Annotated in this window: 14 protein-coding genes; 2 read left to right on the forward strand and 12 right to left on the reverse strand. The window is 68.5% G+C overall.

Annotation, left to right across the window (positions count from 1 at the left end):
* Positions 1–120 precede the first annotated feature (120 nt).
* The 4 genes from AC07OA_RS00785 to AC07OA_RS00800 all read right to left on the reverse strand — a co-directional run bounded on the left by AC07OA_RS00785 (position 121) and on the right by AC07OA_RS00800 (position 7694).
* Complete coding sequence (locus tag AC07OA_RS00785; protein ID WP_494661851.1) at positions 121–2481, reverse strand: TonB-dependent receptor; 2361 nt, start codon at positions 2479–2481, stop codon at positions 121–123.
* Between the two features lie 148 nt (positions 2482–2629).
* Positions 2630–4651: a tetratricopeptide repeat-containing sulfotransferase family protein gene (locus AC07OA_RS00790; protein ID WP_494661852.1), complete on the reverse strand. Its 2022-nt coding sequence runs from the start codon at positions 4649–4651 to the stop codon at positions 2630–2632.
* Between the two features lie 204 nt (positions 4652–4855).
* Positions 4856–6145: an NAD(P)/FAD-dependent oxidoreductase gene (locus tag AC07OA_RS00795; protein WP_494661853.1), complete on the reverse strand. Its 1290-nt coding sequence runs from the start codon at positions 6143–6145 to the stop codon at positions 4856–4858.
* Positions 6146–6293: 148 nt separating this feature from the next.
* A complete protein-coding gene (locus tag AC07OA_RS00800; RefSeq protein ID WP_494661854.1) occupies positions 6294–7694 on the reverse strand; it encodes a glutamine synthetase family protein in 1401 nt (466 codons plus the stop codon).
* Between the two features lie 170 nt (positions 7695–7864).
* Between AC07OA_RS00800 and AC07OA_RS00805 the strand changes: the two genes are divergently transcribed.
* Positions 7865–8119: an AbrB/MazE/SpoVT family DNA-binding domain-containing protein gene (locus AC07OA_RS00805; RefSeq protein ID WP_494661855.1), complete on the forward strand. Its 255-nt coding sequence runs from the start codon at positions 7865–7867 to the stop codon at positions 8117–8119.
* Entirely contained in the window at positions 8116–8502 is a 387-nt protein-coding gene (locus tag AC07OA_RS00810; RefSeq protein WP_494661856.1) for a type II toxin-antitoxin system VapC family toxin, read from the forward strand. The genes AC07OA_RS00805 and AC07OA_RS00810 overlap by 4 nt, the downstream gene beginning before the upstream one ends.
* Positions 8503–8561: 59 nt before the next feature.
* On the opposite strand, the gene AC07OA_RS00815 is transcribed toward AC07OA_RS00810, so the two are convergent.
* The 8 genes from AC07OA_RS00815 to AC07OA_RS00850 all read right to left on the reverse strand — a co-directional run bounded on the left by AC07OA_RS00815 (position 8562) and on the right by AC07OA_RS00850 (position 18551).
* A complete protein-coding gene (locus AC07OA_RS00815) occupies positions 8562–9965 on the reverse strand; it encodes an aspartate aminotransferase family protein (protein ID WP_494661857.1) in 1404 nt (467 codons plus the stop codon).
* 140 nt (positions 9966–10105) lie between these two features.
* A complete protein-coding gene (locus AC07OA_RS00820; protein WP_494661858.1) occupies positions 10106–10858 on the reverse strand; it encodes a gamma-glutamyl-gamma-aminobutyrate hydrolase family protein in 753 nt (250 codons plus the stop codon).
* 113 nt (positions 10859–10971) lie between these two features.
* Complete coding sequence (locus AC07OA_RS00825; protein ID WP_494661859.1) at positions 10972–12096, reverse strand: ABC transporter ATP-binding protein; 1125 nt, start codon at positions 12094–12096, stop codon at positions 10972–10974.
* Between the two features lie 184 nt (positions 12097–12280).
* Positions 12281–13156, reverse strand: a complete 876-nt coding sequence (locus AC07OA_RS00830; protein WP_494661860.1) for an ABC transporter permease — start codon at positions 13154–13156, stop codon at positions 12281–12283.
* 127 nt (positions 13157–13283) lie between these two features.
* Entirely contained in the window at positions 13284–14174 is an 891-nt protein-coding gene (locus AC07OA_RS00835) for an ABC transporter permease (RefSeq protein ID WP_494661861.1), read from the reverse strand.
* A gap of 156 nt (positions 14175–14330) precedes the next feature.
* Complete coding sequence (locus tag AC07OA_RS00840; RefSeq protein WP_494661862.1) at positions 14331–15431, reverse strand: ABC transporter substrate-binding protein; 1101 nt, start codon at positions 15429–15431, stop codon at positions 14331–14333.
* A 200-nt stretch (positions 15432–15631) separates the two neighbouring features.
* Positions 15632–17011 carry a glutamine synthetase family protein gene (locus AC07OA_RS00845; RefSeq protein ID WP_494661863.1) on the reverse strand — a complete coding sequence of 460 codons (1380 nt, stop codon included), beginning with the start codon at positions 17009–17011 and terminating at the stop codon, positions 15632–15634.
* A 145-nt stretch (positions 17012–17156) separates the two neighbouring features.
* Positions 17157–18551, reverse strand: coding sequence for an aspartate aminotransferase family protein (locus tag AC07OA_RS00850; RefSeq protein WP_494661864.1), 1395 nt, complete (start codon positions 18549–18551; stop codon positions 17157–17159).
* Between the last annotated feature and the right edge of the window lie 34 nt (positions 18552–18585).

An 18585-nucleotide genomic window follows, 5' to 3' on the forward strand; every position in this document is an offset into this window, starting at 1 on the left:
AGCCCTCCCCCTCGATGGGGGAGGGTTGGGTGGGGGTGACCACGGCCCGTGCGACCGAACCGCCGCATCACCCCCAACCCCGGCCCTTCCCCCATCAAGGGGGAAGGGAGCCTCGCGATCCTAGAACTTCTGCCCGAACTTGAGCCCCATCAGGCGGGGCTGGTTGGGCACGATGTAGGGGTTGGAGCCGCAGACGCTCTCGATGCACTCGGCGTAGCGATAGAGGCTGGCGCGCTTGTCGAAGGCGTTCTTGACGTAGGCCTCGATCGTCCAGTTGTCGCGCGCCAGGCCGGCGGTGAAGTCGGCCGTCGTATAGGCCTCCTGGCGGCCGATGATCTCGCGCTCGACCAGGCGCAGGTCGGTCCAGCTGCCGCTCTGATAGACGACCGAGCCCTGGACGTGGGCGGTGATGTCGCCCAGGCCCCATTCGTAGCGCGTGGTGGCGTTGAGCTTCAGCTTGGGCGTGATCGGCAGCACCGTGCCCTTGGGCGCGTTGGGCGTGGGGCAATCGGTGACCTGCACGCCGCCCACCAGGTCCTGGCAGAAGTTCTCGGTCAGGTGGGCGCTGGTATAGGCGCCCGAGGCCGCCAGGGTCCAGCCGTCGGCGATGGCCCAGTTGATGTCGGTCTCCACGCCCTTGACCTTGGCCGAGCCGGCGTTGTGAATCTCGGTCAGGCCGTTGGCGCCCAGGAGGCCCACCTGGAAGTCGTTCCACTTCTCGATATAGACCGCGCCGTTCCAGCGGATGCGGTTGTCCAGCCACGAGGTCTTCCACCCCGCCTCGTAGTTCTTCAGATAGTCGGCGGTGTAGGGCGGGATGGTGCCGCGACGGTTGATGCCGCCCGGCCGGAAGCCTTCCGAATAGGTGACGTAGACCAGCTTGTTCGGGTCGATCTTGTAGGTGACGTTCACCTTCGGCGAATTGCCGTTTTCCTTGATGCCCTTGTCCAGGTTCGTACAGGGCGACTCGGCGATTTCCTGGCCGGCGAAGCAGCGGGCCTCGCCGGTGTTGGAGCTGTAGCCCGCGCCGTAGCCGAAGAAGCCCTTCAGGGTGTTGTGCGCCTTGAAGAACCGGATGCCGCCGGTGACGGTCAGCTTGTCGGTGATGTCGTAGGCGATCTCGCCGAACACGGCCTGGTCGCGGTCGACGCGCTTCTGCTTGGTCAGCCAGATGGTGTGCGGATAGCCGGTCACCGAGATCGACTCGCCGATGGCGTCGATGATGTAGTTCTGGGTGATGCCGTGGGTCTGGCGCTGGTAGAACACCCCGCCCACGAAGCGCAGGCGGTTCTCCTGCGGGGTCGAGATGCGGATTTCGTGGCTGACCTTGGTGTAGGCGTCGTTGCCCTTGATGTACTGCGACGGGTCGACCGGATTGCCCAGGTCGTCGGTCCAGTAGGCGCCGTAGGTGGTCAGGGTGTCGTAGAAGTACGAGTAGTCGGTGTAGTCGGACTGGGTGTCGACGTCGCGCTTCAGGTACGAGCCGGCATAGACCACGTCGAGGTTGCTGATCTTGCCCTCGACGGTCATGGCCGCCTGCCACCACTTGTCGTTCGAGGTTTCCGGATAGTAGTGCGCCACCTTCAGGTCGCCCACCGCCGGGTCGTAAGAGAACAGGCCGCCGACCTTGGTCTGCTGGCCCATGACCGTGGGGGTCACGATCCAGTCGTCGCCGAACTCCATGCGCAGGGCCGCGCGGGCGCCGTAGGTCTTGACGTCGTTGTAGTCGTCCTTGACGCGGTCGGTGTTGGTCACGGTCACGCCCGAGGTCGGGTAGGTGCGCGTGCCGGGGACGTTGTCGATATAGCCGCCGTCATGCTCGGCCCAGCCGACCAGGCGCACGGCCACGGTGTCGCTGAGCGGCTGGTTGTAGAAGCCCTCGGCCACATAGCCCGCGTCGCCATGGGCGATCTTGTTGGCCTCGATGTCGTAGCCGGCGCTGAAGCCCGCGGTGCTGGGCTTGTTGGTGATGATCCGCACCGTGCCGGCCTGAGAGCTGGCGCCGTACAGCGTGCCCTGCGGCCCGGCCAGGGCTTCCACCCGGGCGATGTCGTAGAGGTGCAGGTCCAGCGCGCCCTGGATCGTGGTGATCGGCTGCTCGTCCAGATAGGTGCCGACGGTGGGCAGCGGGCCGGAGTGGTTGGCGTTGTCGCCGCTGACGATGCCGCGCATGAACACGCTGGAGAAGCCCGGCGAGGTGGTCTGGATCGACACGCTGGGCAGGAACTTGATGTAGTCGTTCAGCCCCGCGATGTGGCGCTCTTCCAGGGTCTTGGTCCCCAGCGCCTGGATGCTGATCGGCACGTCCTGCAGGTTTTCCGAGCGCTTCTGGGCGGTGACCACCACCTCTTCCAGGGCCACGGCGCCGCTCGAAGGCGCGGCCGGCGCCGTCTGGGCGTGGGCCGCAACGCCGGTCAGCATGGACGAGGTCAGCAGGGCCGCCGTCAGCAGGCCCCGGTTGCTAGGTTTCTTCGAGATCATGCGCGCTCCCCACTTTAGGAGAACATGGTTCCGCCTGGTTTTGGGAACCGGCAAGCGCCAACCTATTGAACGACTGTAAAACACGCCGAGTGACGTAATTTTGACACCCCTGACAGCGACCGCCCGCTACGTCGGCGATGGCCGATGATCAAAATTCAGGCGCGGCGGGATAGCGGGCCAGGACAGGACCCAGGGCGGTCTTCAGCGGGTCCAGCCATGATTCGTAGTTCTGCCAATGCTCGACGGCGTCCTTGAAGATGGGCCGCCTGACCTGTTCTGAACTGGCCGTGCGCACGGCGCGGTCGTTTTCGTGGAAGTTCAGGCAGGCTTCCTCGAACGGCAGGCCGCAATAGTCCAGCAGGGCGCGGATCTGGGTCTCCGGATCGGCGACCATCTCCTCGTAGATCACGCGGTGCACGCGGCCCGGCAGTACGGCGTCGAAATGGGCCATCAGCTCCACATAGTCGGCGTAGTAGCGGCCGATGTCCTCCAGGCCGTAGCTGAAGTTCTGGCCCCGGGCGAAGTGCTGCTTGAAGCCCGAGAAGCAGCAGCCCATCGGGTGGCGGCGCGCGTCGACGATCTTGGCGTTGGGCAGCATCAGGGCGATCAGGCCGATGTGGGCGAAGTTGTTGGGCATCTTGTCGATGAACAGCGGCTTGCCCGTCTTGCGCTGCACCCGGGTGCGGTCGAGAAACTCCTGCCCCAGGGCCGCCAGTTCGTCGGCGCTCAGCTCGGCCAGGTTCTCCGGATAGGCCGAGACGTCCTTGCTGGTCTTGGCCCCGCCTAGGCGGCGGGCCATCGAGACGATGTCGGGCAGCTCCATGGTGCCCTCGACCTGCGAGTGGCTGGCCAGGATCTGCTCGATCAGGGTCGAGCCCGCGCGCGGCAGGCCCAGGACAAAGATCGGATCGGGCGCCGGGCAGCCCTGCCCCGCCCGGTCTGCGAACAGCCGGGCGCTCAGCGCCGCCTTGCTGCGCGCCACGTGCTCGCGCATCACCGACGGGTCGTAGGCGATCTGCTCGCGCCGGATCGCCGCGCCCTTTTCGTAGTGGCCGAACGACTGGGCGTAGCGGGCGGCGTCCTCGTGGGCCTTGCCCAGGGCGTAGTGCAGGTGCAGGCGGTCGTCTTCCGAGACGCCCTCGCCCGCCAGTCCGGCCTCCATCGCCGCCAGGTCGGCCTCGGCGAAGCGGTAGGTCTTCATGTTGGCCAGGCTCCACCAGGCCTCGCCCAGGGTCGGCGCCAGGTCGACCGACTTGCGATAGGCCGCCGCCGCGTCCTCGGCCCGGCCTACGGTCTTCAGGGCATGGCCGTAGCTCATCCAGCCCTTGGGCTGCTGGGGGAAACGGGCCAGGACGTCCTCGTAGATCGCCACCGCCTGGCCGTACTCGCCGATCCGCGCCAGGGCGGCGGCCTTGAGGTTGTCGTAGGCGGGGTTGCGCGGGTCGGCCGCCTGCAGGATCGCCAGCTCGGCCAGGGCCTCTTCCGAGCGGCCCTGGCGATAGAGCACGGTAGCCAGGTTGTGGCGGGCGGCGGCGAAGTCGGACGCGATGTTCAAGGCGCGCCGCAGCAACTCCTCGGCCTCCTCCTGGCGGCCCAGGCGGGCCACGGCCTCGGCCAGCATGCGCAGGGCGGCCGGCTCGTCGGGGCGCGCGGCCAGCAGGGCGGTCAGGATCTTCTCGGCCTCGCCGGGCTTGCCGTCGACCAGGGCGGCGGCGGCCCCCATCAGGGCCGGGTCGCGGACCCCGCCCTTGATCTGGCGGGCGCGGGCGTCGGCGGCGCCGGCCTCGTCGCCCAGCAGCTCCAGGGCCTCGGCCAGGCCGCGCCAGGCCGGCGACAGGTTCGGATCGGCGGCGACCGCGCGCCGGAACGCGGCGACGGCGCCCTGGGTCTGGCCGGCGGCGGCCAGGATCAGGCCGTGCTCCAGCTGGATCGGCGGCGCGCCCGGAAAGGCCCGCGACAGGGGATCGACCACCCGCAGGGCCTTGGCCAGATCGCCCTGCAGCCGCAGGGCCGTCGCCAGGATCATCGTCGCCTCGGCATGACGCGGCACGGCCTCCAGGATCGCCACGGCCTGCTCGGCGGCCATCGCGGGGTTGGTCGCCAGCAGGCGGTTGGCGTGGGCCAGGGCGGTGGCGACGCTGCCGGTGGGCGAGGTGGTGGTCGTGGACATGGGGGGATGGGATGGCGGGTTCGGAGGGAAGTCAATCAGCCGAGCCGCCGGCGCGACGCACTTGCCCCCACCTGGCGACTTCGTCGCCTGTCCGCCCCCATAGGGGGCGGAGCCGCACGGCGCGGGCGGTTCGAAAGCTCCGCCCCCTATGGGGGCGGACAGACCGCGCAGCGGTCAGGTGGGGGCAAGTCGCGTCGCTCCGTCCTAGAGCCGATCCCGCATCGCGTACCAGCTCAGCCCCGCCACCGTCAGCGGCCACCGCAGCAACCGCCCGCCCGGGAACGGCGGGGTCGGCAGACGCGACAGCAACGCGACACCCTCCCCCTCGCCCAAGGCCGCGTCGGCCAGCAGCTTGCCGAACCACGGCGCCAGCATCACCCCCTGCCCCGAATAGCCCGCCGCGATCCGCACGCCCGGCGCCAGCTCGCGCACATACGGCGCGCGGTGCACCGTGATCCCCAGGCTCCCGCCCCAGGCGTGGGTGACCTTCACGTCCGCCAGGTCCGGATAGATCTTCAGCATGTGCCGCCGCACGAAGCCCGTCAGGTCGGGCGGGAAGCCGGGCCGGTAGTTCTCGCCGCCGCCGAACAGCAGCCGGCCGTCGGGGCTCTTGCGGAAATAGTTGATCACGAACCGGCTGTCGGCCACGGCGGCGTTACTGCGGATGATGCTGTCGACGCGCTCACCCAACGGCTCGGTGGCCAGGATGAAGTTGTTGATCGGCATCACCCGCGCCCGCGCCGCGCCGCCCACCAGGGTGTCGAGATAGCCGTCGCCGGTCAGGATCAACTGGTCGCAGGTGACCTTGCCGTTCGGCGTATCGACGATGATCGACCCGCCCTCGCGCCGCCAGGCCGTGGCGCGGGTCTGCTCATGGATTACGGCCCCCGCCGCCAGGGTCGCCCGCGCCATGCCCAGCGCCAGGTTCAGGGGATGCAGGTGGCCGCCGCCCCGGTCGATAAGGCCGCCGTGATAGACCTCGGTCCCCAGTTCCCGCGCCAGCTCGGCCTCGCCGATCAGCGACAGCTGGTCGTAGCCGTAGCGGCTGGCCATGAACTCGATGTGGGCCGCGTCCTCGGCCTCGCCGCCAGGCTTGTGGCGAGCGTGGATCATGCCGGGGGTGAAGTCGCAGGCGATGCCGTGCTCGGCGATCAGGGAGAGGAGATGGGTCCGCGCGTCGCCGGCCATGCGCCACAGGGCCAGGGCGTCGTCGCGGCCGAGGGTCTTCTCCAGCCACGCCTGGTCGTTGCGCTGGCCCATATGGACCTGGCCGCCGTTGCGCCCCGACGCGCCGGACCCGACCTGGGCGGCTTCCAGGACGACGACGGACACCCCGCGCGTGCCCAGCTCCAGCGCGGCGCCCAGGCCGGTATAGCCGGCGCCGACGATGCAGACGTCGGCGCGGGTGTCGGCGGTCAGGGGCGGCAGCGCCGGGAACGGCGTGGCCGTGGCGGCGTACCAGGAGGTGGCGGGGTGGCCGGTGTTAGCGAACACCTACTTGCCCCCACCTGACCGCTTCGCGGTCTGTCCGCCCCCATAGGGGGCGGAGCCGCGTGGCGTGGACGGTTCGAAAGCTCCGCCCCCTATGGGGGCGGACAGGCGACGCCAGTCGCCAGGTGGGGGCAAGTCGGCGCGCACGGCCTCACACATTCAGCAACAGGAACTCCCGCTCCCACGGGCTGATCGTGCGCATGAAGGTCTCGTACTCGGCCTGTTTCACCGTGGCGTAGGCGGCGCAGAAGGTGCTCCCGAGAATGTCGATCAGCGGCGTCGCGGCCTCGAACAGGGCCACCGATTCCAAGAGGCTGCGCGGCAGCTCGATGCCTCGCACATTGGCGTCCGTATCCACCGGCGCCGTGGGCGACAGGTTGTGGATCATGCCCAGATAGCCCGCCGCCAGCACCGCGGCGATGGCCAGGTAGGGGTTGGCGTCCGACGAGGGGATGCGGTTCTCGACCCGGCGGTTGGCCGGATCCGATGGCGGCACCCGCAGGCCGCAGGTGCGGTTGTCGTAGCCCCACTGGGTGTTGACCGGCGCGCCCGAGTCCCGCGCGATCCGGCGGTAGCTGTTCACGTACGGCGCCAGGATCGCCATGATCGCCGGCAGGTAGCGCTGCTGCCCGGCGATGAAGGCGTAGAACAGCGGCGTGGCCTCGCGGGTCTTGGGATCGGAGAACAGGTTATCGCCGTCCTCGCCCAGGATCGACTGGTGGATGTGCATGGCGCTGCCGGGCTCGGCGGCCATCGGCTTGGCCATGAAGGTGGCGTAGATGTCGTGCTCCAGCGCCACCTCCCGGATGGTGCGCTTCATCATGAACACCTGGTCGGCCAGCTCCAGCGGATTGCCGTGCCGCAGGTTGATCTCCATCTGGGCCACGCCGCTCTCGTGGATCAGGGTGTCGATCTCCAGGCCCTGGCGCTCGGAATATTCATACATGTCCTCGAACAGGGCGTCGAACTCGTTGACCGCCGCGATGGAGTAGCCCTGGCGGCCGGTTTCCGGTCTTCCGGAACGACCCACCGGAGGCTTCAGCGGATAGTCCGGGTCGGTGTTCTTCTCGACCAGGTAGAACTCGATTTCGGGCGCCACCACCGGCTCCCAGCCCTTCTCGCGATAGAGGGCCAGCACGCGGCGCAGCACCTGGCGCGGGCTCTCCTCCACCGGGCGGCCGTCGGGGTGGAAGGCGTCGTGGATCACCTGGGCGGTCGGATCCTGGGCCCAGGGCACCACGGCCAGGGTGGCCAGGTCCGGGGTCAGGATGACGTCGGTGTCGGCCTGGACGGAATCGACGTCGCCCTCGAACTCGGGGAAGTCGCCGGTGATGGTCTGGTAGAACACCGCCAGCGGCAGGTTCATCGACGGGGTGCCCAGGAACTTGCGCACCGGCATGATCTTGCCCCGCGCCACGCCGGCGAGATCGGGCACGACGCACTCGATCTCCTCGATGTTCTGCCGGGCGAACCACTCCTTGGCGTCGTCCAGCGTGGACGCCCCGCGCGTGGTCTTGGGGGCGGGCTTGGATTTCTTTTCTTTGTACTTCACGGGGGCGCTCCTCGCGCTTTGGAAGTCTGATCTTCTAGGACGTCGGCGACAATCGCATCGTCCCTCGTGGCTAGGATCGGCGTGCGCGGCGTGGCGGAGGTTTGGCGGATGGTCCGATCGCGGGACTTCCGGTATTATTACCGGTACTCACAGACGCGGGTTCATCCGAGATGACGGCGATCAAGGCAATCATGTCCGAAGACGGCGGGGTGACTTTCCCCTCCGACGTTCGCGCGGCGGCCGGCCTGGAGAACGGCGGCCCGGTGGTGATCGAGGTCGTCGACGGCGAACTGCATGTGCGCAGCATCAAGCAGGTCATGGATCGGGCCCGCGACATCGCGCGCAAGATCATCGGCGACCAGCCCGGCGCCTCGGTCGATGACTTCCTGGCGGAGCGCCGACGCGAAGCCGAGGCCGAGGATTGACGGTCGTCCTCGACGCCTCGGCGCTGATCGCGACTTTGAAGGATGAGCCTGGCGCGGATCGGGTCGACGCCGTCTTGCACGGGGCGAGCATGACAACCTTCAACCTCGCCGAGGTCGTGGGCCATTTCGCCAAGTTGGGCGCGGACCGTAACGATATCGACGCTCTGCTGGCCGGCTTGCCCATCACCTACATAGCGCCGGATGAAGCCCTGGCCATCGAAGCCGGCCTCATGCTCGCGGCCACGCGCAAGGCGGGCCTTTCGCTGGGCGACCGCTTTTGCCTCGCCCTGGCCCGCGCCACGAACGCGACGGCGCTGACCGCCGACCGGGCATGGAAGGACCTGGCCGAGGAACTCGGCGTCGAGGTCGAGCTTATTCGCTGAGGTAACGCGGGGGCGCATCGGCGATCATCCTCGCCGTGCGCCCGTGAGACTGCCCGTACTCATCCCGCCGCCTCCGGCTTCAGCGCCCGCAGCACCGGCTCGGCTTCGTCCAGGCTCTTGCGGATGATGCCCACCAGCTCGTCGATCTGGGCGTGGGTGATGATCAGGGGCGGGCAGCAGACGATGCTGTCGCGGATGGCGCGGACCATCAGGCCGTTCTTGATGCACAGGTCGCGGACGATGGGCCCGGCCTCGCCCTCCTTGTCGAGGAAGCGATGGTTGGTCCCTTTTTCGCGCACGATCTCGACCGCGCCGATCAGGCCCAGCGACCGGGTCTCGCCCACCAGCGGATGGTCGTTCAGGCTGGCCAGGGCCTTGGCCAGATAGGGCCCGGTGTCGTCGCGAGTGCGCTCGACCAGGCCTTCGCGCTCCATGATCTCGATGTTCTTCAGCGCCACGGCCGCCGCCGTCGGGTGGCCGGAATAGGTAAAGCCGTGGATGAAGTCGCCGCCCTTCTCGCGCAGTTCGGCGACGATGTGGTCGGCCACGCCCACGGCCGAAATCGGCAGGTAGCCGGACGACAGGCCCTTGGCCATGGCGATCATGTCGGGCTTCACGCCATAGTGCTGGTGGCCGAACCAGGTTCCCAGGCGCCCGAAGCCGCAGATCACCTCGTCGCAGACCAGCAGGATCCCGTACTTGCGGCACACCGCCTCGACGGCGGGCCAGTAGCCGTCCGGCGGGATGATCACCCCGCCCGCCCCCTGCACCGGCTCGCCGATGAAGGCGGCGACGTTCTCGGGACCGACCTCGAGGATCTTGTCCTCGATCGCCTTGACCGCCCGGTCGCGGAAGGCGGCGGGGTCCTCGCCGAAGCCGTCGTTGAACTGGTAGGGCTGCATCACGTGGTGCACGCCGGGGATCGGCAGGTCGCCCTGCACATGCATGTGCTTCATGCCGCCCAGCGAGACGCCGGCGACGGTAGAGCCGTGATAGGCGTTCCAGCGGCTGATGAACTGGGTGCGCTGGGGCTGGCCCTTGAGCTTCCAGTAGTGGCGGGCCAGGCGGAAGACCGTGTCGTTGGCCTCCGACCCCGACGAATTGTAGAAGACGTGGGTCAGGCGCCCGCCCATCTTCTCGGCGATCTTGGTGGCCAGCCGGATCGGCGGCGGCGAGGCCGTCTTGAAGAAGGTGTTGTAGTAGGGCAGCTCCAGCATCTGGTCGTAGGCGGCCTTGGCCAGCTCCTCGCGACCGTAGCCCACGTTCACGCACCACAGCCCGGCCATGCCGTCCAGGATCTGGTGGCCCTCGCCGTCATGGATGTAGACGCCGTCGGCCCGGGTGATGATCCGGCTGCCGCCGAGCTCCGCGATCACCTTGTGGTCGGCCTGGGCCGGCAGGTGGTGGGCCAGGTCCAGGCGCTTCAGCTCGGCGATGTCGTGGTTGCGGATGGGGACGGTCATCGGGGGGTACTCCTGGACGATTTTTCTTTTTTGCTCCCTTCCCCCTTTGATGGGGGAAGGGTCGGGGATGGGGGTGACAGCGGTCGAAGGTGTGGCGCGAAACTGACTGCCGCATCACCCCCACCCCTGCCCCTCCCCCATCAAGGGGGAGGGGAAAGCGGGGCGCCTCTAAGGGCGCGGCCGAACACCTGGAAGAACGCCTGGCTCTGCGGATTGCGCTCGGGCTTCCATTCGGGATGCCACTGGACGGCCAGGACGGGCGCGCCGTTGACCTTGGCCGACACGGCTTCCACCACGCCGTCAGGCGCGCGGGCCTCGACCAGCAGGCCTTCGCCCAGCTGGTCCACGCCCTGATAGTGCACGGAATTGACGGTGGCCGTCTCGGCGCCGAAGGCCGTGGCCAGCACGCCGCGCGGGGTCAGGTCGACGCGGTGCTCGTGGTCGAACATGCCGTCGAAATCGACCTCGTCGGGGGCGTGGTGCGGCAGGGGCGCGCCGGTGTCCGACATGTCCCGCCGCAGGGTGCCTCCGAACGCGACATTGATCTCCTGGAAGCCTCGGCAGACGCCGAAGACGGGCCGGCCGAGGTCGAGCATGGCCTTGATCAGGTCGGCGGTCATGGTGTCGCGCGCCGCGTCGAAGGGGCCCGGAGCGTCGGGCACGTCCTGGCCGTAGCGGGCGGGCTCCATGTTGGAGGGGCTGCCGGTCAGCATCAGGCCGTCCAGGCGGGAGGCGACCTCGGAGGCCTTCATGAGTTCGGGCATGGAGGGAACCAGCAGGGCCGCGGCGTCGGCGTATTTCATCGCGCCGGCCACATAGCGGTTCATCACCGCCTGGGCCGGTTCGATCCCGACGGTGCGGGTGCAGCAGATGACGCCGGCGACGGGTCTCATCACTTGCCCCCTACGGACCGCTTCGCGGTCGTCTTCCCCCATAGGGGGAAGAGCCCTGCCGCCCGTGCGGCGCAGCCGCCAGGTGGGGGCAAGGGGGTGAGCCACGGGCATGATCAGCTCAACAACACCGCCGGCGAACAGGCGTGCCAGCCCAGCCACACGGCCTCGCCCAGCTTGAAGTCCTCCTGGTCCCAGCGGGTCAGGTTCTGCCGCGCCACCTTGATCCTCCGGCCGCTCCTAATCTCGACCTCATACAGGCTCTGCCCACCCAGATAGGCCTCGTGCTTGATCACCCCGGCCACGGCGTTCTGCCCCACCGGACAGTCGCCCATGTTCGGCGGCGGGGCGCCGTCGGGGCGTTTGTGCAGTTCAATCTTCTCGGGCCGCAGCGCCGCCCAGACCGTGCCGCCGCGTGCGCCGGTGACGCCGTGGTCCAGGAAGATGTCGCAGTCGAGATCCGGCGAGCGCACCACCGCGTGGCTCGGTTCATCCACCGCCAGCACGCCCTCGAACAGGTTCACGCTGCCGATGAAGTCGGCCACGAAGCGGCTGTTGGGGAACTCGTAGAGGTCGCTGGGGCCGGCCACCTGCTGCAGCACGCCGCGGTTCATCACCGCGCAGCGGCTGGCGAGCGCGAGGGCCTCGTCCTGGTCGTGGGTGACCATGATGAAGGTGATGCCGACCTTCTCCTGCAGGGTGCAGAGCTCGGTGCGCATCTGCTCGCGCAGCTTGGCGTCCAGGGCCGACAGGGGCTCGTCCAGCAGCAGCACGCGGGGGCGCTTCACCAGGGCCCGGGCCAGGGCGACGCGCTGGCGCTGGCCGCCCGACAGCTGGTCGGGCTTGCGCTGGGCCAGGCCGTGCAGCTGGACCAGGTCCAGCGCCTCCTCCACCCGGCGGTCGCGCTCGGCCTTGGAGACGCGGTCCACCTTCAGGCCGTAGGCGACGTTGTCGGCCACGCTCATGTGCGGGAAGACGGCGTAGGACTGGAACACCATGTTCACCGGGCGCTTGTTGGGCGGCACGTTGGAGATGTCCTGGCCGTCGATCAGGATGCGGCCCTCGGTCGGGGTCTCGAACCCGGCCAGCATGCGTAGCAGGGTGGTCTTGCCGCAGCCCGACGGCCCCAGCAGGGCGAAGAACTCGCCCTCGTTGACGCTCAGCGACACGTTGTCGACCGCCGCCAGCTTGCCGAAGCGCTTGGTGACGTTCTCGAAGGTGATGATGGGTTGGCTGGTCACGTCGTCTGCCCCCGAGACAGGTCGAATTCGGTCATGTTGGAACGGCCGCAGGACGCCCCCTCCGTCACGATGCTGCGCATCGCGCCACCTCCCCCGCTGCGCGGGTGAGGAGGAGCGGCTCTCTCCTCCCCCGTGAAACGGGGGAGGTGGCGGGCGAAGCCCGACGGAGGGGGCGTCATGCCGCTCATTTGCCGTCCCCATGCGCCCCGGCCACGCCGGCCGGGTCGCCCTGCAGCTTCAGCGCCACGGCGGTCAGGATCACGGTCAGGACGATCAGGATGGTCGAGGCCGCGTTGACCTCGGGCGTCACCGAGAAGCGGACCATCGAATAGACCTTCACCGGGAAGGTCACCGTGTCCGGGCCGGCGGTGAAGAAAGTGATGACGAAGTCGTCGAGGCTCAGCGTGAAGGCCAGCAGGGCGCCGGCCACCAGCGATGGGGCCATGTGCGGCAGGATCACGTCCTTGATCGTGCGCCATTCGCCGGCCCCGAGGTCGCGGGCCGCCTCCTCCATCTCGCGGTTGAAGCTGGCCATGCGCGCGCGCACCACCACCGCCACGAACGGGAACGAGAACGACACGTGGGCGATGGTGATGGCGCCCAGGTTCAGCGGCCAGGGCAGGCCCACCGGCCAGGGGAAGACCTTGGCGAAGAACACCAGCATGGCCACGCCCATGCAGATTTCGGGCACCACGATGGGCAGGGCCAGGGCGCCGTCCAGGGCGGTCTTGCCGGGGAAGCGGAAGCGCCACAGCACCAGGGCGACCATGGCCCCCAGGGCCACGCTCAGCACCGTGCACAGGGCCGCGATGGTGAGGGAGTTGGCGAAGGCCTCGATCAGGCCGTCGTTGTTGAAGGCCTTCTCGTAATATTTGAGGGTGAAGCCCTTCCAGACGATGTTGCGCCGGCTGTCGTTGAAGCTGAAGGCCATCAGGGCGATCAGCGGCGCGTAGAGGAACACCCCCACGGCGGCCAGCCAGGCCTGCATCTGCCAGCGGCGGAGATATTCCAGCGGACCGGGGGCGCTGCGTTTGGTCATTGGAAGGCTCCCCGTCCCCAAACTCCCAACATCCCGGCGAAGGCCGGGACCCAAGCTGAGTTGGATGTTTCGTCCAGGATGCTTGCCGCCGCCTCGGCTTGGGTCCCGGCCTTCGCCGGGATGTTGGCGTTGTGGGATGGGAGGAAAGTCACGCCCGTTCCCCCTTCTTCGTCCGCGCCAGCAGCGCCTGCACCGCGATGGCGATGAAGGTCAGGTACATCAGCAGGAACGACAGGGCCGCGCCGAAGGGCCAGTCGTTGGCGCGCTTGAACTGGCGCTCGATGACGTTGGCGATCATCTGGCTGTCGGGACCGCCCAGCAGGTCGGGCGTCAGATAGGCCCCCAGGGCCGGGATGAAGGTGATCAGCACGCCCGAGGCGATGCCCGGCAGGGCCAGGGGCACGACCACGCGGAACAGGGTGCGCATGTGCCCGGCGCCGAGGTCGAGACTGGCCTCCAGCAGCGACTTGTCGAGGCGATCCAGGGCCGAATAGAGCGGCAGCACCATGAACGGCAGGTGGACGTAAACGAGGCCCACGATGACCGCGAAATTGGTGTGCATCATCTCCAGCGGCTGGAACGACGGCAGGGCCACCACCTTGGCCGCCAGGTTCCAAACCGCCTCGAGCGACTTGTTGATGTAGCCCTCGTTCCGCAGCACGGCGATCAGGGCGTAGGTGCGGATCAGGAGGTTCGTCCAGAACGGCAGCATGATCAGTAGCAGCAGCCAGGCCTTGGCCTTTGGCGAGGCGAAGGTGATGGCCAGGGCCACCGGGAAGCCGATCACCAGGCAGAGGCCCGTGGTCAGGGCGGCCACGGAGGCCGACTTCAGGAAGATCTTCAGGTACAGCGGCTCGATGGCCCGGGCGTAGTTCTTGAACGTGCCCGTGATGGCGATCTGGGTCAGGCCCTCGTTGTGGCCGAAGCTGTAGGCCCAGACGATGGCCAGGGGGATCAGGAAGAACAGCACCAGCCACACCAGCGGCGCGGCCAGCGCCCCGGCGAAGACGGCTTTCGCCTGTTTCCAGCTCTGCTCCATCGTGGGGCTCCGTCTGCCCCCTTCCCCCTTGATGGGGGAAGGGCTGGGGATGGGGGTGAAAGCGGTTCAGGAGGTGGCGCGGTCGGCGTGCAATCCGCCGGCGGCGTCACCCCCATCCCCGCCCTTCCCCCATCAAGGGGGAAGGGAGAAGAGGGTTTAAGCCGCCCGCACGCGGGTGATGACTTCCTCGTACAGGCTGGCCTTCTCGGCCCCTTCGAACGCCCCGTACTCGCACTTGGACATGATGTCGGCGGGCGGGAAGATCACCGGGTTGTCGCGGTATTCCGGCGGCATCAGCGCCTTGGCCGCCGCATTGGGCGTCGGGTACAGGATCGTCTTGGAGATCTCGGCCCCGGCCTGGGCGTCCAGCAGGTAGTTGATGAACTTGTGCGCGTTGTCGGGACGCGGCGCGCCCTTGGGGATGCACAGGGTGTCGGAGTTGATCAGCGACCCTTCCTTGGGGATCACGAAGTCGATGTCCGGATCGTCCTTCATGACCTGGGCGATGTCGCCGTTATATTCCAGCACCAGGTCCACATCGCCGGCCACCAGCATGTCCTGGCCGTTGTCGTCGTGGAACGCCTTCACATAGGGCTTCTGGCGGATCAGCATCTTCTCGATCTCGGTGACGAGCTCGGGCGGGATGTTGTTGACGCTGTGGCCCTTGTACTTGGCGGCCAGGCGGATCAGGTCGGCGCTTTCCGACAGCAGGGCGATGCGCCCGTTATACTGGGCGCTGTCGAACAGGTACTTCCAGCTGTCGGGAACGCCCTTCACCTTGGACTTGCGATAGCCGATGCCCAGCACCAGCCAGGTATAGGGCATGGAGAACTTGCGGCCCTTGTCGTAGTCGGGGTCCAGGAAGGCCGGGTCGATGTTCTTGATGTTGGGGATCTTGGCGTGGTCCAGCGGCTCCAGCATGCCCGCCTGGCCCATGCGGGTCACGAACTCGTTGGACGGCACGATCACGTCGTAGCCGGCGTTGCCCGCCTTCAGCTTGGCGAACAGCTCGTCGTTGGTGGCGAACAGGCTCATGTTCACGTCGACGCCGGTGGCCTTCTTGAAGTCGCCCAGCGTGGTCTCGCCGATATAGGTGTCCCAGTTGTAGAAGTTCAGCTTGGCTTCCTCGCCATTGGCCGACTTCGTCGCCTCGCCCTGGGGCTTCTGCCCGCAGGCGGTGAAGCTGATGCCGATGGCGGCGGCGCCCATGGCCGTCAGCAGCGAGCGGCGCGTGCCGAGAATGCGGTTGGTGCTCATGGCCTTCTCTCCCCTTGAATTCGTCTGACAACCAAAGATCCACATGACTCCCCTCCCCCTTGATGGGGGAGGGGTCGGGGGTGGGGGTGACAACGGCCGCGCCGCTGAACCACCCCATCACCCCCATCCCCGGCCCTTCCCCCATCAAGGGGGAAGGGGGATCGGGCATCCACCTCAACTCCACATTTCACGCCCCGCCGTCAGGCGTTGCGCAGATACCAGTCATAATCCAGCTGCCCGACCACCTCGGCGAAGCGCGCCTGCTCGGTGCGCTTGACCGAGACGAACATCTCCACGAACCGCGCGCCCAGATAGTCGCGCAGCACGTCGGAGGCCTCGAACAGGTTCACCGCCGCGTACCAGTCGGTCGGCAGGCGGATCTTCTCCTTGGCCGCGGCCGCGTAGCCGTCGCCGACCACCGCCGGACCCGGATCGATCTTGTTGGAGATGCCGTAGTGGGCGCAGGCCAGCAGAGCCGCCAGCACCAGGTACGGATTGGCGTCGGCCCCGGCCACGCGGTGCTCGACGTGACGCGTCGGCGGCGGGCCGGCCGGCACGCGCAAGGATACCGTGCGGTTGTTGACGCCCCAGGTCGGGGCGACGGGCGCGTAGCTGTTGGCCTTGAAGCGGCGATAGGAATTGGCGTTGGGCGCCAGGATCGCCATGCAGTCGGCCATCAGCACCTTCATGCCGCCGATGGCGTGTTTCAGCAGGTCGGAGCCCTCGATGTCCTCGGCGGCGCAGAGGTTGTTTCCCGCTGCGTCGTTGAAGCTGACATGGACGTGGAAGCCGTTGCCGGCCTGGTCGGCCCAGGGCTTGGCCATGAAGGTGGCCTCGGCGCCGTGCTTGAGGGCCACGCCCTTGGCGGCGCGCTTGTAGCGCAGGGCGTCGTCGGCGGCGGTCAGGGCGTCGGGCTTGTGCTTGAGGGTCAGCTCGACCTGGCCCGGGGCGAACTCCGAAATCGCGCCTTCCAGCGGCACGCCCAGGGTGTCGCAGACAGCCCACAGCTCGCGCAGGAACGGCGCCTGGGCCTCCAGCTCGGGCAGGCCGTAGACCTGGATGCCGTGCGGCCGCTCGCCGGTCTGGGCCGAGCGGGCGGGCAGCAGCTCGCCGTTCGGGCCGCGCTTCTGGTCGACCAGATAGTATTCCAGTTCGCAGGCGGCGACCGGGGTCAGACCGTCGGCGGCGAAGCGGTCCAACACCCGCTGCAGCACATGGCGCGGGTCCAGGTCGTTGGGCGTCCCGTCCAGCTCGTACATGGACAGCATCACCTGGGCCATGTCGTCGCCCAGCCAGGGGGCCAGGGTCAGGCTGCCCGGCACGGGCCGCGCGCGGCGGTCGGCGTCGCCGTCCTCCCAGACCAGGCCCGTCTCCTCGCAGTCGGCCCCGTTGGTGTCGACCACCAGCACCGAGCCCGGCAGGAAACGGCCGTACTCGTAGATCGCCGGCAGCTCGTGGATCCGCAGCCGCTTGCCGCGCGGCACGCCGGTCATGGAGGTGAAGAACACGTCGACGAACTTCACCTGCGGGTTGGCGGCGAGGAAGTCGGTGCATTCCTGGAGCGGGGCGACCTGGCTCATGCTGACGCCCCCACCACGCCACCCCTACTTCCCAACATCCCGGCGAAGGCCGGGACCCAAGCTGAGCTTGGTGTTCCGTCCAGGATGCTTGCCGCCGCCTCGGCTTGGGTCCCGGCCTTCGCCGGGATGTTGGGATTTGAAAAGGTCACAGCGAAAGTCCCTCCAGCGCGCCCGCGAACCCGTCCACCGCCTCGACCAGGCGGTCGATCGCGGCGTCCTCGGTCACGGGCGACACCAGCATCATGTTGTGGAAGGGCGCGATCAGCACCCCGCGATTGATCAGCCACAGATGAAGCGCGGCCAGCAGGTCGGCGTCCAGCGCCTCGCGCATGAGGGCGGCGTTTTTCGGCGGCGAGGCGGCGAAGACCAGCTCCACCCGGGCCCCGACGTGGACCACCGACCAGGGGAGATTCCGCGCGGCGATCACGCCCCGCAGCCCCTCGACCAGGCGGCCGGCGCCGGCCAGCATCCGAGCGTAGGCCGCGTCGGTCATCACGTCGGTCAGCATGGCGCGCATGGCGGCCAGGGCCAGGGCATTGCCGGAAAGGGTGGTGCCGATGCCCGACTGGCCCGGCCCGATCCGGGCGGCGGCGCGGTCCATGCATTCCGACAGCCGGGCGGTCACGCCCCAGACGGCGGCGGGCACCCCGCCGGCGACGGCCTTGCCGATCACCAGCATGTCCGGCTCCAGCCCATGGGCGCGGGCATAGCCGCCGGGGCCGGTCGAGATGGTGTGGGTCTCGTCGATGATCAGCAGGGTCCCGGCCTGGCGGGTCAGGTCGCGCAGCACGTCCAGATAGCCGGCCTGCGGCAGGATCATCCCGCAATTGGTCATGGCCGGCTCGGCCAGGACGGCGGCGACGTCGCCGGGCGCCAGAGCGGCGGCCAGAGCTTCGGGGTCGTTGAACGGGATCACGCGGGTGGTGGCCGTCAGGTCGTGGACCTGGCCCAGCAGGCCGGGCTTCATGACGGGTTGGCCGTCCTTCAGCACCACGAAGGCGTCGTCGACCATGCCGTGATAGCAGCCGTCGAACACCAGGATCACGGGCCGCTCGGTCACCGCCCGCGCCCAGCGGATGGCGGCGCGGTTGGCGTCGCTGGCCGTGGTCGCCACCTGCCACAGCGGCAGGCCGAAGCGCTCGGCCAGCAGGCGTCCGACGATCACAGCGCCGGCGGTGGGCAGCATGAAGCCGGTCCCGCGCATCGCCTGGTCGGCCACCGCCCGGGCCACCGCCTCCTGGCCATGGCCGAACATGGCCGGCGTGTCGGCCAGGCAGAAGTCGTCGTAGAGCTTGCCGTCGACGTCGGTGATCTGGGCGCCCACGCCCTGCGCCGCGAAGATCGGGCACGGGCTGGCCCAGTCCGTCATCCAGTGCATCGGCGCCCCGCCCCGCCAGACATCGGCCGACTGACGCGACATGGCGCACGAGCGGGGGTGTTCGGCCACGAAGCGGCGGGCCTCGTCCTGAAGGAGGTCGGCGAGGATGGGGGCGTTGGCGGGCTTGGGGGTCATGCGGCGCATTCCCCACAATCCACCCATCCATTTTTCCCGCCCGTCATTCCCGCCCTTGTGG

Source organism: Caulobacter sp. GW821-FHT09B08 (assembly GCF_059418225.1).